The following is a 14,084-nucleotide window of genomic DNA, read 5'->3' on the forward strand; positions in this document are numbered from 1 at the left end:
CACTGTTTGATCGCTACCCGTTGAGCTTCGCCAGCTGCTCCCGAATCTTCGCCGGCTCCTCATGGCGCAGCAGGCGGCGGACAATCGGTGCCAGCTCGGTACAGTTGCTTTGCATGATCGTCTGCTTGACCGCGAGAATCTGCGCCGGATGCATCGAGAACTGCCGCAGCCCCATGCCCAGCAGCAGGCGTGTCAGCGACGGGTCCCCCGCCAACTCACCACAGATCGAAACCGGGATGTTGACCTTCTCGGCACTGGCGATGGTGTGCGCGAGCAGCATCAGCACGGCCGGATGCAGTGGATCGTAGAGCGGCGCAACCTGTTCGTCACTGCGATCGATGGCCAGCGTGTATTGGATCAGGTCGTTGGTACCAATCGACAGGAAGTGCATGCGGCGCAGGAACAGGCCAACGGCCAGAGCCGCCGCCGGAATCTCGATCATCGCGCCAACCTCGATCGCCTCGTCAAAAGCGGCCCGTTCGCCGCGCAGGCTCGACTTCGCGCGCTCGATCGCCGCCAGCGTATGGTCGATCTCGTGGGCCTGCGAGAGCATTGGAATCAACAGCCTGATCCTGCCGTACTTCGACGCGCGCAGGATGGCACGCAACTGCGTCTGGAACATCTTTGGTTCGGCCAGCGACAGGCGGATCGCGCGCAGGCCGAGCGCCGGGTTGCTCTGCAGGCGTTCGCCGAGAACCTTCTCCGGATGCAGGTCCTTGTCGTAGCCGAGATCGAAGGTGCGAATGGTCACCGGCCGTCCCCCCATCCCCTTGACGACCGTGCTGTAGGCCTCGAACTGCTCTTCTTCGGTCGGCATGTCGCCCCGGTCGAGGAAGAGAAATTCGGTGCGGAACAGGCCGATGCCCTCGGCACCACCATCGAGTGCGTTCGCCACATCGCCGGGCAGCTCGATGTTGGCGTGCAGATCGATGTCGACGCCGTCGAGCGTCACCGAGCGCGCCGTCTTCAGACGCCTCAGCTTCGAGCGCTCGAGTTCGATCTGCGTCTTGCGCAACCGGTATTCGTCGAGTATCCGCGCATCGGGATTGACGATCAGCACGCCACGCGTGCCGTCGACGATCAACACTTCCTTGTCGCGAATCAGCTGCCGGGCATTGTGCAGGCCGAGAACTGCGGGGATGCGCAGGCTGCGGGCGAGAATCGCGGTGTGCGAGGTCGAGCCGCCGACGTCGGTGACGAAGGCGGCAAAGTGATGCTCCTTGTAGGCGATGACGTCGGCCGGCGAGAGATCGTGCGCGACGACGATCAGGTTCTCCTCCTTCAACCCCTTGCTCGACTTCAGCGCCATGCGACCCGGTTGACCGACGAGTTCCTTGATCACCCTTTCAACTACCTGGCGGACGTCGTAGCTGCGCTCGCGCAGGTACTGATCGTCGAACTTCTCGAACTGGTCGACCAGCACCTCCATCTGCTGCACCAGCGCCCACTCGGCGTTGCAGCGACGCTCGCGGATCAGATCCTTCGGTACCTCGGCCAGCTCGGGGTCGGACAGGATCATCGAGTGCAGGTCGATGAAAGCGCCAAACTCCGCCGAGCTGTGCTGCGTGCGGCCCTTGAGTGCCGCGAACTCATCGCGCACGCGCGCCAGCGCTGCTTCGAAGCGGGCAACCTCCTTGTCCACCATGCGTGGCGAGATCACCAGATGCGAAACCTCGAGCGTCGCGTGCGACATCAGGTGCGCCTGGCCGATCGCGATACCGGCCGACACCGGCAGGCCATGCAGGGTAAAACTCATGCCACGTTCACTCCGCCTCTCCGAAGCGGCTGGCGATCAGATCGAGAATCGCCTCGTTCGCCGCCTGTTCATCCGCACCATCGGTCTCGACGATCACCGTGGAACCCTTGCCGGCCGCCAGCATCATCACGCCCATGATGCTCTTGGCGTTGATCCGGCGACTCCCCTTCTCCATCCAGACCTCGCTGGCAAACCCACCCGCAAGCTGAGTCAGCTTGGCTGAAGCGCGCGCGTGCAACCCGAGCTTGTTGCGGATTTCGGCTTCGGCTCGTACCATTCAACCCTCCTCCACACCACTGCCCAGCGCCGGCGGCAACCTGACCACGCCGTCACGGGCGCCGCTGATCGCCTTCTGGACCATGGTGTCCATCCCGCGCTCGCGATAGGTCAGTGCCCGCAGCAACATCGGCAGGCTGAGCCCGGAGACCCCTTCGACACGACCCGGCGCGAGCAGCTTGAGGGCCAGGTTGCCGGGCGTCGCTCCGAAGACATCGGTCATCACGAGAACACCCTCGCCACCATCGACCTCCTGCAGCAACAGGCGCGCCAGTGGCAGGATGTCGAGCGGGTCGTCCTGCGCCGCAACACCGAGCTGCGCGATCAGTGGCGGCCGCTTGTTGAGCACGTGACAGACGTTCTGGATGAGGCTCTCGCCGAAGGTCCCGTGCGTCACGAGAAATATACCGATCATTGCAGCATCCTTTGCGACAGGCCGCCATTCTAAGCCATTCCGCCGCGCTCTCGACGGCGATCGCAGCGAGGGGCCTCAGGGCACGACTTCGAGCGCCCGCGGCCGCTCACCGACGAACTCCAGGCGACCCAGCATCGCCTTGCTGACCTGCCAGCGCCCGTCGCCGTCGACACGCAGGACATGCGCCACCTGCAACCGGCGGGCGAGGGCCGGCCAGTCGCTACCGGCTATGAACAAAGGCTTCGAAGCAGCGTCGGAAAGCGCTCCGGCCGCCGGGCGCGCCGTGATCAGCACCGTCAGGGCCTGCGTACCGGACGCCGGCCGCCCGCTGCGCGGATCGAGGAGATGCGCGTAACGCGTGCCCGCGACCTCGAAGTAGCGCTGGTAATCACCCGAGGTGCCGACCGCCTCGCCATCGTCGAGTTCGACCGTCGCCATCGGCCCGGGCTGCCGCGGGTGCTGGATTCCCACCCGCCAGCGCTGGCCATTGCGGCTACCGAGCACCATGACGTTGCCGCCAATGTTCACCAACGCATTGCCAACCCCCTGCGCGCGCAGGATGCCCGTCGCGCGATCGAGCGCAACCCCCTTGAGGTAACCGCCGAAATCGATTGCCAGCTCGCGCTGCCGGCTGCTCGCCTGCAGCCCGGTGAGGCGCAGATCGGCAATGCCCGGCTGCACGCTGCACCAGGCCGCCAGCGCCGCCCCATCCGGCAGGCCAGCCGGCAGCTCGTCCGACTGAAACCCCCAGAGTTCGATCAGGCGACCGATGCCGGGGTCGAACAGCCCATCGCCGAGCCGCGCCAGACGCTGCGCATCGGCCAGCAGTTCTGCCATCTCCTCGCTCACCGTCTGCACGCTGCCAGCCGCCAGGGCGGCGTTGAGCGCACTCAGCTCGGATGGCTTCCACGCGTGGTAGGTGCGGTGCAGGCGATCGAACTCGCGCAACACCGCGGCCGCTGCCGGCCGTGCCTGCGCTTCGGGCAGACCGGCGATCAGCACTTCGACGCGGGTGCCGAAGACGAAGGATTCCTGCTGGTACATCGGCGCCCTGTTGCAGGCGGCAGCGAGAACCCAGAGCAGAACGCCGGCGAAGACTAGGCAGCGGCCACGCACCGACGCTCCAGCGCGGCGACGAACAGGGCCGCGGCGTCGAAACCTGTCTGCTCGGCGATCTCCACCATGCACGTCGGGCTGGTGACGTTGATCTCGGTCAACCAGTCGCCGATGACGTCGAGGCCGACCAGCAGCAGACCACGGGCGGCGAGTACCGGCGCCAGCGCGCCCGCGATCTCGAGGTCACGCGAAGTCAGAGGCCGCGCCACGCCCTTGCCGCCGGCAGCCAGGTTGCCACGTGTCTCGCCGGCCTTCGGGATCCGCGCCAGACAGTAGGGAACCACCTCGCCGGCGACGAGCAGGATACGCTTGTCACCGTCCGCGATCTCGGGAATGTAGCGCTGCGCCATGATCGTTCGCGCACCAGAGTGCGTCAGCGCCTCGACGATCACGTTGCGGTTGGGGTCGTCGTGGCGCACGTGAAAGACCTCGCTACCGCCCATGCCGCCGAGCGGCTTCAGGATCACGTCGCGCTCGGCATCGATGAAGGAGTGGATGATGCCGCTCTCCCGGGCGACCGTCGTCGGTACCGCGAAGCGGGCGAACTCGGTGATCGACAGTTTTTCCGGGTGATCGCGCAGGGCACGTGGCCGGTTGAAGATGCGCGCACCCTCGGCTTCAGCCCGCTCGAGCAACCAGGTGGTGGTGACGTACTCGATATCGAAGGGCGGATCCTTGCGCATCAGCACGGCGCGAAAATCACGCAGGGCGACGACGTGCCGATCGACCTCGACGAACCACTCGGTGTCGTCGGCGAGCATTTCAAGGTGCACCGCTTCCGCACACACGCCATGCAGCGCCGACCAGTGGATCGCCTCCTGCTGGATCGTCCACACGGCGTGTCCCGCCGCCTGGGCGGCACGCATGATGGCGATGCTCGTATCCTTGTAGGCCCGCAGCGACTGCAGGCGGTCGACGATGAATGCTAGGCGCACGGCAGCGGCTCCTTGATGGGGGCAGTACGTTCGAGCTCGACGGAGGCAGCCAGCTGCGCCAGGCGGGCGACGACGCCGTAGGCATAGAAGCGGTTTGGCGCCGCGTCCGGGTTCTGGCAATGGTCGGGCAGCGAGCAGCTGGTCGCGAAGGCGAGAGGCTGGAAATGCATTCCCGGCGCATTCAGGTTCTCGTCCGGACCCCGCCCGCTGTGCACCCGGTAGAAGCCGCCGACGACGAAGCGGTCGATCATGTAGACCACCGGTTCGGCGACCCCCTCCTCGCTGCCGCTGCCGACCCGTTCGAAGCTGTGCACACCTTCCTGGATGATCACCTGGGACACCGCCAGGCCCTCCTTGATCACCGACATCTTGTTGCGCTGCCGGCGGCTGAGGCCCGTCACCTGCGCCGCATCCTTGACCGTCATCACCCCCATGCCGTAGGTTCCGGCGTCCGCCTTGACCACGACGTACGGCGTTTCCTCGATCCCGTACTGGCGGTACTTCTCGCGAATCAGTTCGAGCACCGCGTCCACATTCGCAGCGAGACACTCTTCCCCCTGCCGCTGATGAAAGTTGACACTGCTGCAGACCGAAAAGTAGGGATTGATCCGCCACGCGTCGATGCCCGTCAGCCGCGCGAAGTCGCTCGCCACCGTGTCGTAGGCGGCGAAGTGGTTCGACTTCCGGCGCAGCGCCCAACCGGCGTGCAGCGGTGGCAGGACGAACTGCTCGTCGAGGTCGCGCAGCACCTCCGGAATCCCCGCCGAAAGGTCGTTGTTGAGCAGAATGGCGCAGGGCTCGAAGCCGCCCAGCCCAAGCCGCGACCCGTTGCGCTGCAGCGGCTCGAGCAGCAGCGTCGTGCCATCGGCAAGCTCCACCGGCGTCGGCCGCTCGATCCCGGGCAGCAACGATCCGAGACGAACCTCCAGTCCGGTCAGGCGCAGGAACTTCGCGATCTGGGCGACGTTCTGCAAGTAGAAAAGGTTGCGCGTGTGGTTTTCCGGGATCAGCAGCAGGCGCTTGGCGTCCGGGCAGATGCGGTCCACAGCCGTCATCGCTGCCTGGACGCAGAGCGGCAGGAAGGTCGCTTCGAGGTTGTTGAAGCCGCCGGGAAACAGGTTCATGTCCACCGGCGCCAGCTTGAAACCCGCATTGCGCAGGTCGACCGAGCCATAGAAAGGCGGCGTGTGCTCCTGCCATTGGGCGCGGAACCAGCGCTCGATCTCGGGCATCAGGTCGAGGAAACGCCTTTCGATCTCGAGCAGCGGACCATCAAGTGCGGTTTTCAGATGTGGGACCATGGGCTCCAGTTTTCCTCGCCGATGCGCTCATCCGGCTGCGCGGCAATCTTTCATTCTACACCGCGAGCCGGCAGCAGGTCTCGCAGCGGGCCGGGAAGCGGAGTCTGCTCGAGGCTGCGTTGGGTGAACAGGAAGCGGCCATCGCAGACGAAACCGAGATCCAGCCAGTCGACGGTGTTCAGCGCATCCGCCAGTTGCTGCACGGGAAGTAGCGGATCGTGCGGAAAGATTGCCAGCACCGCCCCATCATAATGCGTACACGAATGGCAGAAGAACGGGCGCGGGCTGCGCGTCTTGCCGTTGACATAGACACGCGGCAAGGCCGACTGATGATAGCCGCGCCCCCAGTGCCACCAGTTGGACTCGTCGAAGGACCGGATGCGGCGCGTGATCAGGCGTTCCTTGTGCGGCAGCAGGACCGCTGGCGGCGGTTCGCCGGCTTCACACCACAGCATGCGCCGCGTCCTGCCGCTGCGCACCGTCGCCGAGCAGACGAAGTCGCGATTGCCGTACACCTCGCTGGCGTAAAGCTCGTCGGCGCCGGAGACCGCGCCAACCTTGACGAAGGCGATGTCGGCCAGGTGCAGGTCGTAATCGCCGCGCGTGAACAGAAGGTGGCCGCCGCTCTCGACGAAATGGCGCTCGTCCCACTGCAGCCGCGCCAGGCCTGCCAGCCCGTAGGCGACGCCCTGCGCCGCATGGCGCGTCCGGCGCGAAAAATTCCCGCGCTCGAAACGCCAGATGGCGCAATTCGGCGTTGCATCGTCGAACAACCGGGAATCGCCGAGTTCGACGAAGTCGGTGATGGTCCCCGCCGTGTACAGCAGACGGTTGAGCGGCACCGCCGACGTTGCCTTGAGGAAATCGCGCGGGGTGATGAAGACGAGTTCGCCACCGGGGGCGAGATGCCGCAGGCACTTCTCGATGAAGAACAGATAGAGATTGGCACGTCCATCGAGCACGCTTCGTCGGACGAGGCGGCGGGTCTCGACGGCGATGTCCTGGTAGCGCACATAGGGCGGATTGCCGATCACCGTGGCGAACGACTCTTCGGCCGGCAGGGCAAAGAAATCCATGACGCGAGCGCCCGGCGGCGCGTGGCGCGGATCGATCTCGATGCCGACGGCGAACGGGAAGTGCTGCAGGAAGGCGCCGTCGCCGCAGGCGGGCTCGAGGACGCGACCACGATTGCGCACCAGCGAGAGCATCAGTTCGACGATCGCCGGCGGCGTGAACACCTGCCCGAGACGGCTGACGTCCAGTTCGGGCTGCGCGGCCACCATCACGGCCTCCGCTGCTGCGTCACCGGCACACCGGGCAGCCGTTCGACAAGGCTTTGGCGACCGCTGGCGAGCCGCAGGTGCAGCATCAGCGCCCGCCCCACGGCATCAGCGGCACGGTTGAAATACTGTTCGCCGGCGCGCCGTCGATCAGCTTGCGACTGATCGCGAGATAGATCAGTGTCCGGTTCGCTTCGTCCCACATCCGGACGACACGCGTTTCCTTGAACAGCACCGACGTATCGCCCGAGAACACCGTCGCCTCCTTCGGCAGCTTGTCCGGCAGGCTGATCGGACCGGTCTGCCGACAGGCAAGCGAAAACTGCGACGGGTCCTCGGCCAGGCCGAGCGAACCGCTGACACCACCGGTACGCGCCTGGCTGACGTGACAGGTGACACCGGGTACCTTCGGGTCGGGGAAACTCTCGACGCAGACGCGGTGGTTCGCACCGACCAGCTTCCACTCGGTCGTCACGCATCCCACCTGCTCCGCCTGCACGGCCACGGCCACGACGAAGCACGCGCTACCGGCGGCAACGACGCGGAAAGGGTTGTTCCAGCTGCGCATTGCTTGTCCTCCTTCATTGCCGGCCGCGGCTGGCCGCAGCTCAACCGAGCCAGTGGTCCAGCGTCATGTTGCCCAGTGGCCCGACCGGCGCGCCACGTCGGGCACGCTGACCGAGATGCCGCTCCTCCGACGGCAGCGTCTTTGGCCGGTTGCGCACGCTTCCCCTGATTGCCACCCGTGGCCCCCGGGTGGCAATCACCGCGCGCAGCGTTTCTCCTGCACGCAGGCCGATGATCTGGACCCCCTTGCCGCTGGCGAGGCGCTTCATCTGCTCGAGCGGAAAGATCAACAGGCGCCCGTCGCTGGACAACGCGCCGAGATGGTCTGCAGCGGCAAGCCGGATCGGTGGCAGGATGCTGGCACCGTCCTCGACGCTGACGACGGCCTTGCCGGCTCTCTGCCGTGACAACAGGTCGCCGTAGGTACAGATGAAACCATAGCCCGAGGTCTTGGCGATCAGGATCGCTTCTTCTGTCTGGCCGGTGAGGACATGCGCAATCCGGCCGCTGCCGAGGTCGACGAACGAAGAGAGTGGCGCGCCCATGCCGCGACCGTCGGGCAGGCCGGCAATCGCGACGGTAAATGCCCGTCCCTCGCTCGAAACGATCACCAGCGAGTCGACCGAGCGGCACTCCAGCGCCGCCCCCGCCCGGTCGCCGTCCTTGTAGGCAACACCGGAGAGATCGAGTCCGTGCCCCTGCCGGACGCGCGCCCAGCCCTTCTCGGAAATGATCACGGTCACTGCTTCGTCGCTGACCGCAGCCACCTCCGAACGCGACGCCGTCGCTGCCGGTTCGATGACCGTCCGCCGCGCATCACCATACTTGTCCGCGTCGGCCTTGATCTCGCGCACCACCTGGCGCCGCAGCAGCGCATCGCTGCCGAGCAGTTTCAGCAGGCCCTCGCGCTCGCTGCGCAGCCGCTCGAGTTCCTGTTCGATGCGGATCCCCTCCAGGCGGGCGAGCTGCCGCAGGCGGATCTCGAGGATGTCTTCCGCCTGTCGATCGGAGAGCACGAAGCGGGCGATCAGTGCCGCCTTGGGATCGTCGGCTTCGCGGATGATCCGGATCACTTCGTCGATGTTGAGGAAGACGACGTGCCGGCCTTCGAGAATGTGAATCCGGTCATCGGCCTTCTGCAGACGATGAGCGGTCCGCCGGCGCACGGTCCGGATACGGAAGGTGCACCATTCGCCGAGCAGCTCGGGCAGCGACTTCTGGCACGGACGACCATCGATGCCGACGGCGACGAGGTTGATCGCTGCCGACGTTTCGAGACTGGTATGCGCGAGCAGCAGCGCCACGAACTCGTTGCGGTCGATGCGCGAACTGCTCGGCTCGAAGACCAGCCGCACGTCGTCGTCCTTGCCCGACTCGTCGCGCGCACGGTCGAGCTGTGATGCCATCAGCGTCTTGAGCTGCGCCGCCGACTGGTCGATGGTCTTCTTGCCCGGCTTGACCTGTGGGTTGATCAATGCGCCGATCTCGGCCAGCACCTTCGCCGACGAGACACCGGGCGGCAGCTCGCGAACCACCAGTTGCCAGGCCCCGCGTGCCATTTCCTCGAACTCGTAGCGCGCCCGCACGCGCAGCGTGCCGCGGCCGCTGCCGTAGGCGGCAGCAATGTCGGCCGGCGAGGAAATGATCTGCCCGCCGCCCGGGTAGTCCGGTCCGGGAACGTGCTGCAGCAGTTGCTCGAGGCCGGCCTGCGGCTGTTCGATCAGGTGGATCGCGGCTGCGGCGACCTCATGCAGATTGTGCGGCGGAATCTCGGTCGCCATGCCGACGGCGATGCCCGAGGATCCGTTGAGCAGGACGAAGGGCAGCCGGGCCGGCAGGCAGGCCGGTTCGTCGAAGGAGCCGTCATAGTTCGGCTGGAAATCGACCGTCCCCTCGCCGAGTTCGGCCAGCAGCAACTCGGCGATCGGCGTCAGGCGTGCCTCGGTATAGCGCATGGCTGCCGCATTGTCGCCATCGCGCGAACCAAAGTTGCCCTGCCCGTCGACCAGCGGGTAGCGCAGCATGAACGGCTGCGCGACGCGCACCATGGCATCGTAGGCGGAGGTGTCGCCGTGCGGATGGTACTTGCCGATGACGTCGCCGACGACCCGTGCCGATTTGACCGGCTTCGCCGTCGCCGACAGACCGAGTTCGCGCATGGCGAAGAGGACACGCCTCTGTACGGGCTTCAGGCCGTCCTTGACGTCCGGCAGCGCGCGTCCCTTGACGACCGCCACCGCGTACTCGAGGTAGTCGCGCGCCGCCGACTCGTGCAGCAGGATGCTGTCGTCGTCCGACGCGGGCGGCGCGGGCGGTTGTGGCGGCACTGCCGGCGGCGCCGGGGGCAGGTCGTCGAACAGGTCGGGGGTCGGGTCTTTCCTCACTTGCGGCTCACCTTCGCTCGTCCGGTCACAGCTCGGCACCGATCAGGGCACCGTTCTCTTCCATCCAGGCGCGCCGGCCTGCCGACTCGCCCTTGGCCATCAACATCGTCATCACCGGCCGCGCCACCTCGCTGCCCGGCATGCCGATGCGCATCAGGCGACGCGTATCGGGCGCCATCGTCGTCTCCCACAGCTGCTCCGGATTCATCTCGCCCAGGCCCTTGAAGCGCGAGATCGCCACCGCTTCACGCTTGACACCCTCGAGGCGCAGACGATCGAGTGACGCTTCGAGTTCGGCATTGTCGAGCGCGTAGATCTTGCGCGGTGGCCGCGCCTTGCCCTGCGCGGGCACATCGAGACGGTACAGCGGTGGCTGCGCGAAGAACAGGTGTCCACCCGCGACCAGCCGCGGGAAATGGCGATAGAAAAGGGTGCACAGCAGAACGCGGATGTGCGAGCCATCGACATCGGCATCGGTCATGATGACGACCTTGCCATAGCGCAGGTTGGAGAGCACCGTGTCGGGAGCGTTCGCCGGATGCGGATCGATGCCCAGCGCGACGGCGATGTCGTGCACCTCCCGGTTGGCGAACAGGCTGCCCGCCTCGACCTCCCAGGTGTTCAGCACCTTGCCGCGCAAGGGCAGGATCGCCTGCACCTCCTTGTCACGCCCCGATTTGGCCGAACCGCCGGCCGAGTCCCCCTCGACGAGGAAGATCTCATTGCGACCGAGGTCCTCGCTCTGGCAATCCGACAGCTTGCCCGGCAGGATCGCCACCCCCGACTGCTTGCGCTTCTCGACCTTCTGGCCGGCCCGCGTGCGCGCCTGCGCCGCCCGGATGGCCAGTTCGGTGATCCGTTTGGCCGCCTCGGGATGCTCGTTCAGCCACAGTTCGAGGCTGTCGCGCACCATGCGCGCGACCAGCGCCACGGCATCGCGCGAGTTCAGCCGTTCCTTCGTCTGCCCTTGGAACGACGGGTCGAGCATGCGAACCGCGAGCACGAAACTGGTGCGCGCGAAGACATCCTCGGCGGCGAGCTTGACGCCCTTGGGCAGCAGCGCATGGTGTTCGGCGAAACTGCGGATGGCATCGAGCGTCGCCTGCCGCAGACCGGCTTCATGCGTGCCACCGGCAGGGGTCGGGATCAGATTGACGTACGATTCGCGCGCCAGGCCACCCTCGGCCGTCCAGCAGAGCGCCCAGGCGGCACCCGCACCGACAGGAAAGTTCTCGTCGCCGCGGACAGCGTACTTCTCGCTGCTGAACACCGGCGCCACAGGCTCGCCGTCGAGTTGCTCGGCGAGGTACTGCACCATGCCGTTGGCGAAACACCATTCACGGGTCGCGCCATCCTCGACCGTCAGCGCCACCTGCAGGCCTGGCAGCAAGAGCGCCTTGCTGCGCAGCAGACGTTCGAGCTGTGGCGGCGGAATGACCGGCGAATCGAAGAAGGCCGGGTCCGGCCACGTGCGCACGCGCGTGCCGCTCATCCTTTTCGGTGCATCGGCCACGCGGACCAGCGGTTCGATCACTGCCCCGCCGGAAAAAGCCATCTGATGCCGTGCCCCGTTGCGCACGACCTCGACCTCGAGGCGGGTCGACAGGGCATTGGTCACCGACACGCCAACTCCGTGCAGCCCGCCGGAGAAACGGTAGGCAGAAGCCCCGTCGTCCTTGTTGAACTTGCCGCCGGCATGCAGCCGGGTAAACACGACCTCGACGGTCGGCACCTTCTCGAGCGGATGCATCTCGATCGGAATGCCGCGTCCATCGTCCTGCACGCTCACCGAGTGGTCGCGGTGCAGCGTGACGCCGATTCGCCGGCAATGGCCGCCGAGCGCCTCGTCGGCGGCGTTGTCGATCACTTCCTGGATGATGTGCAGCGGGCAGTCGGTGCGCGTGTACATTCCCGGCCGATGGCGTACGGGCTCGAGGCCCTTGAGGACGGCAATCGATTCTGCGGTGTAGGTCATGATGCTGAAGTATCCGGAGGTACTGGCCGTCGCGCCGCCAGGAAGCGGCGCACCTGGCGGGACTGTGCGGCAAACGGACTGTCGGCGCCAGCAGCGACCGGGCTCGGGCCGTGTCGGGTGCATCGACCGTTGCTGCGTCGGCAAGGCTCACCGCACCCCGCCTCGCCGGCGGACACGCCGCCCGGTGGCCCTGTTCCCCGCGTCGGACGGCATCCGGCGGGCAAAACCCGGCGGCTACCCGCGGCGGCGGCTTCACTGCCGGCACTGCTGCAGAACCCGTTCCGCTGGCACCGGAGCGAAGCCGTTCCGCCGACTGGCGCTCTCTGTGTTGCGGAGGCTACTTGGCGATCTGTTTCTCGCGCACTTCCTCCAGCGTCTTGCAGTCGATGCAGAGCGTCGCTGTCGGGCGTGCCTCGAGCCGCTTGATGCCGATCTCGACGCCACAGGCGGCGCAGTACCCGTAATCCCCGCTGTCGATGCGCTGGATGGTCTCTTCGATCTTCTTGATCAGCTTGCGCTCGCGGTCACGGTTGCGCAGTTCGATCGCGATGTCGGTTTCCTGGCTGGCTCGGTCGTTGGGATCGGCAAACACCGTCGCCTCATCCTGCATGGTATGCACCGTCCGCTCGATGTCTTCCATCAACTGCAGCTTGACGGCCTCCAGGATGTCACGAAAGTGCGCCAGCTGATCGCTGTTCATGTACTCCTCGCCAGCGTGCTGTACGTAGGGAGTGAAATGCCTCTGGAGCAATTCTTCAGCCATGTTCGAAGACCCCGTTCCCCAGTTGAAAAAAAGACGACTTGATATCAGAAAGCGAGTGCGCTTGCAAGCCGGCTTCGCTCGCTCGCCTCACCAGCCCTCTTGTCCCTGCCCTTCCTGGAAGCGCGGCCGCGTCGTTCCCATCGTGCCGCCGGAATGTACTCCAGACCCCGTCCTCGGCGATAATCGGTCGCCTCGGCAGAGCCGCCCGCAACCTCACCGGACGGCTGCCGAGCGCCCACAGCCGCCTGGCCGCGCCGCACGTGTTGCCGCCGGCCGACGGCGGGCGAACCCTGCGAGCAAGGACGATGCCCCTGCACATCGAAACGCCATTGATCGAGTCGCGCTGTCTCGGGCTGGCGAGCCACCGTTCGGTGTGGCTCAAGCTGGAAGCCCTGCAGCCGCCGGGCTCGTTCAAGATTCGCGGTATCGGCGCTGCCTGCGAGGAGCACCGGCGCGCCGGTACGCGCCGCTTCGTGTCTTCCTCGGGCGGCAATGCCGGTCTCGCCGTGGCCTATGCCGGCCGGAAGCTGTCGCTGCCGGTCACCGTCGTCGTGCCGCAGAGCACCTCTCCCCGGGCGCGCGAGCTGCTGCGACAGGAAGGGGCCGAGGTCATCGTGCATGGTCCCTCCTGGCAGGAGGCGAACAGCCTGGCGCTGTCCTTGCTGACCGCAGGTGACGCCTTCATTCACCCCTTTGACGACCCGCTGCTGTGGCAGGGCCATGCCACCCTGGTCGACGAGATTGCCCGCAGCGGCCTGCTGCCGGACGCGATCGTGCTGGCGGTCGGCGGTGGCGGCCTGCTCGCCGGCGTGATCCAGGGGCTGCGCCGCAACGCTCTTGGCGAGATTCCGGTGATCGCCGTCGAAACGGCCGGTGCCGATTCGTTGCATCGCTCGCTGCACGCCGGCAGGATCGTCGCGCTCGAAGAGATCGGCAGTGTCGCCACCTCGCTCGGCGCCAAACGTGTCTGCGAACAGGCGTTCAACTGCTCGCTGACGCACCCGGTAAACAGCGTCGTCGTCTCCGATGCTGTGGCGCTCAACGCGTGTGAGCGCTTCCTTGCCGACCATCGACTGCTCGTGGAGCCCGCCTGCGGTGCCAGCCTGGCCTTGGGCTACGCGCGATCGCCGGCGCTCGCCGGCCATTCGCGCGTGCTGTTCATCGTCTGTGGCGGTGCGACGGCAAGCCTCGCCGACATCCGCGCCTGGTCACGCCGGCTTCGCCGGACCGGCGGCGAACCGCGGTGGCAAGGCGACCCGCCCTAGGCCTGCCCTTTACCCGCAAAATTAGGTCTGGACTTTTTTGGTCGAACCAGC

Annotated in this window: 12 protein-coding genes; 1 reads left to right on the forward strand and 11 read right to left on the reverse strand. The window is 66.5% G+C overall.

The window, feature by feature from the left end:
* Nucleotides 1-13: 13 nt before the first annotated feature.
* The 11 genes from ptsP to dksA form a co-directional block, all read right to left on the reverse strand.
* Nucleotides 14-1,756: a phosphoenolpyruvate--protein phosphotransferase gene (gene ptsP / locus NFW30_RS09670; protein ID WP_295354781.1), complete on the reverse strand. Its 1,743-nt coding sequence runs from the start codon at nucleotides 1,754-1,756 to the stop codon at nucleotides 14-16.
* A gap of 7 nt (nucleotides 1,757-1,763) precedes the next feature.
* Entirely contained in the window at nucleotides 1,764-2,033 is a 270-nt protein-coding gene (locus NFW30_RS09675; RefSeq protein ID WP_295354784.1) for an HPr family phosphocarrier protein, read from the reverse strand.
* The gene (locus NFW30_RS09680) at nucleotides 2,034-2,447 is read right to left on the reverse strand and encodes a PTS fructose transporter subunit IIA (RefSeq protein ID WP_295354787.1); all 414 of its coding nucleotides are present in this window, start codon (nucleotides 2,445-2,447) and stop codon (nucleotides 2,034-2,036) included.
* A 75-nt stretch (nucleotides 2,448-2,522) separates the two neighbouring features.
* Nucleotides 2,523-3,563: an FAD:protein FMN transferase gene (locus NFW30_RS09685; RefSeq protein ID WP_295354790.1), complete on the reverse strand. Its 1,041-nt coding sequence runs from the start codon at nucleotides 3,561-3,563 to the stop codon at nucleotides 2,523-2,525.
* Complete coding sequence (gene gshB / locus NFW30_RS09690; RefSeq protein WP_295354793.1) at nucleotides 3,545-4,498, reverse strand: glutathione synthase; 954 nt, start codon at nucleotides 4,496-4,498, stop codon at nucleotides 3,545-3,547. The genes NFW30_RS09685 and gshB overlap by 19 nt, the downstream gene beginning before the upstream one ends.
* Nucleotides 4,489-5,799, reverse strand: a complete 1,311-nt coding sequence (gene gshA, locus NFW30_RS09695; RefSeq protein WP_295354796.1) for a glutamate--cysteine ligase — start codon at nucleotides 5,797-5,799, stop codon at nucleotides 4,489-4,491. The genes gshB and gshA overlap by 10 nt, the downstream gene beginning before the upstream one ends.
* A gap of 50 nt (nucleotides 5,800-5,849) precedes the next feature.
* The gene (locus NFW30_RS09700) at nucleotides 5,850-7,082 is read right to left on the reverse strand and encodes a class I SAM-dependent methyltransferase (RefSeq protein WP_295354798.1); all 1,233 of its coding nucleotides are present in this window, start codon (nucleotides 7,080-7,082) and stop codon (nucleotides 5,850-5,852) included.
* An 85-nt stretch (nucleotides 7,083-7,167) separates the two neighbouring features.
* Entirely contained in the window at nucleotides 7,168-7,647 is a 480-nt protein-coding gene (locus NFW30_RS09705) for a CreA family protein (RefSeq protein ID WP_295354801.1), read from the reverse strand.
* 40 nt (nucleotides 7,648-7,687) lie between these two features.
* Complete coding sequence (parC, locus tag NFW30_RS09710; protein ID WP_295354804.1) at nucleotides 7,688-10,030, reverse strand: DNA topoisomerase IV subunit A; 2,343 nt, start codon at nucleotides 10,028-10,030, stop codon at nucleotides 7,688-7,690.
* Between the two features lie 25 nt (nucleotides 10,031-10,055).
* A complete protein-coding gene (locus NFW30_RS09715) occupies nucleotides 10,056-12,005 on the reverse strand; it encodes a DNA topoisomerase IV subunit B (protein WP_295354807.1) in 1,950 nt (649 codons plus the stop codon).
* A 337-nt stretch (nucleotides 12,006-12,342) separates the two neighbouring features.
* A complete protein-coding gene (dksA, locus tag NFW30_RS09720) occupies nucleotides 12,343-12,768 on the reverse strand; it encodes an RNA polymerase-binding protein DksA (RefSeq protein WP_034937904.1) in 426 nt (141 codons plus the stop codon).
* Nucleotides 12,769-13,073: 305 nt separating this feature from the next.
* Between dksA and NFW30_RS09725 the strand changes: the two genes are divergently transcribed.
* Nucleotides 13,074-14,033, forward strand: coding sequence for a pyridoxal-phosphate dependent enzyme (locus NFW30_RS09725; protein ID WP_295354811.1), 960 nt, complete (start codon nucleotides 13,074-13,076; stop codon nucleotides 14,031-14,033).
* Nucleotides 14,034-14,084 lie beyond the last annotated feature (51 nt).

This window comes from Accumulibacter sp. (assembly GCF_023806635.1).
GTDB lineage: Bacteria > Pseudomonadota > Gammaproteobacteria > Burkholderiales > Rhodocyclaceae > Accumulibacter.

Excerpts from the sequence above, each read along its gene's own strand:
- NFW30_RS09705 (WP_295354801.1), bottom strand. The coding sequence starts at position 7,647 with ATGCGCAGCTGGAACAACCCTTTCCGCGTCGTTGCCGCCGGTAGCGCG.
- NFW30_RS09725 (WP_295354811.1), top strand. The coding sequence starts at position 13,074 with ATGCCCCTGCACATCGAAACGCCATTGATCGAGTCGCGCTGTCTCGGG.
- ptsP (WP_295354781.1), bottom strand. The coding sequence starts at position 1,756 with ATGAGTTTTACCCTGCATGGCCTGCCGGTGTCGGCCGGTATCGCGATC.
- NFW30_RS09680 (WP_295354787.1), bottom strand. The coding sequence starts at position 2,447 with ATGATCGGTATATTTCTCGTGACGCACGGGACCTTCGGCGAGAGCCTC.
- dksA (WP_034937904.1), bottom strand. The coding sequence starts at position 12,768 with ATGGCTGAAGAATTGCTCCAGAGGCATTTCACTCCCTACGTACAGCAC.
- NFW30_RS09675 (WP_295354784.1), bottom strand. The coding sequence starts at position 2,033 with ATGGTACGAGCCGAAGCCGAAATCCGCAACAAGCTCGGGTTGCACGCG.
- NFW30_RS09700 (WP_295354798.1), bottom strand. The coding sequence starts at position 7,082 with ATGGTGGCCGCGCAGCCCGAACTGGACGTCAGCCGTCTCGGGCAGGTG.
- NFW30_RS09715 (WP_295354807.1), bottom strand. The coding sequence starts at position 12,005 with ATGACCTACACCGCAGAATCGATTGCCGTCCTCAAGGGCCTCGAGCCC.
- gshA (WP_295354796.1), bottom strand. The coding sequence starts at position 5,799 with ATGGTCCCACATCTGAAAACCGCACTTGATGGTCCGCTGCTCGAGATC.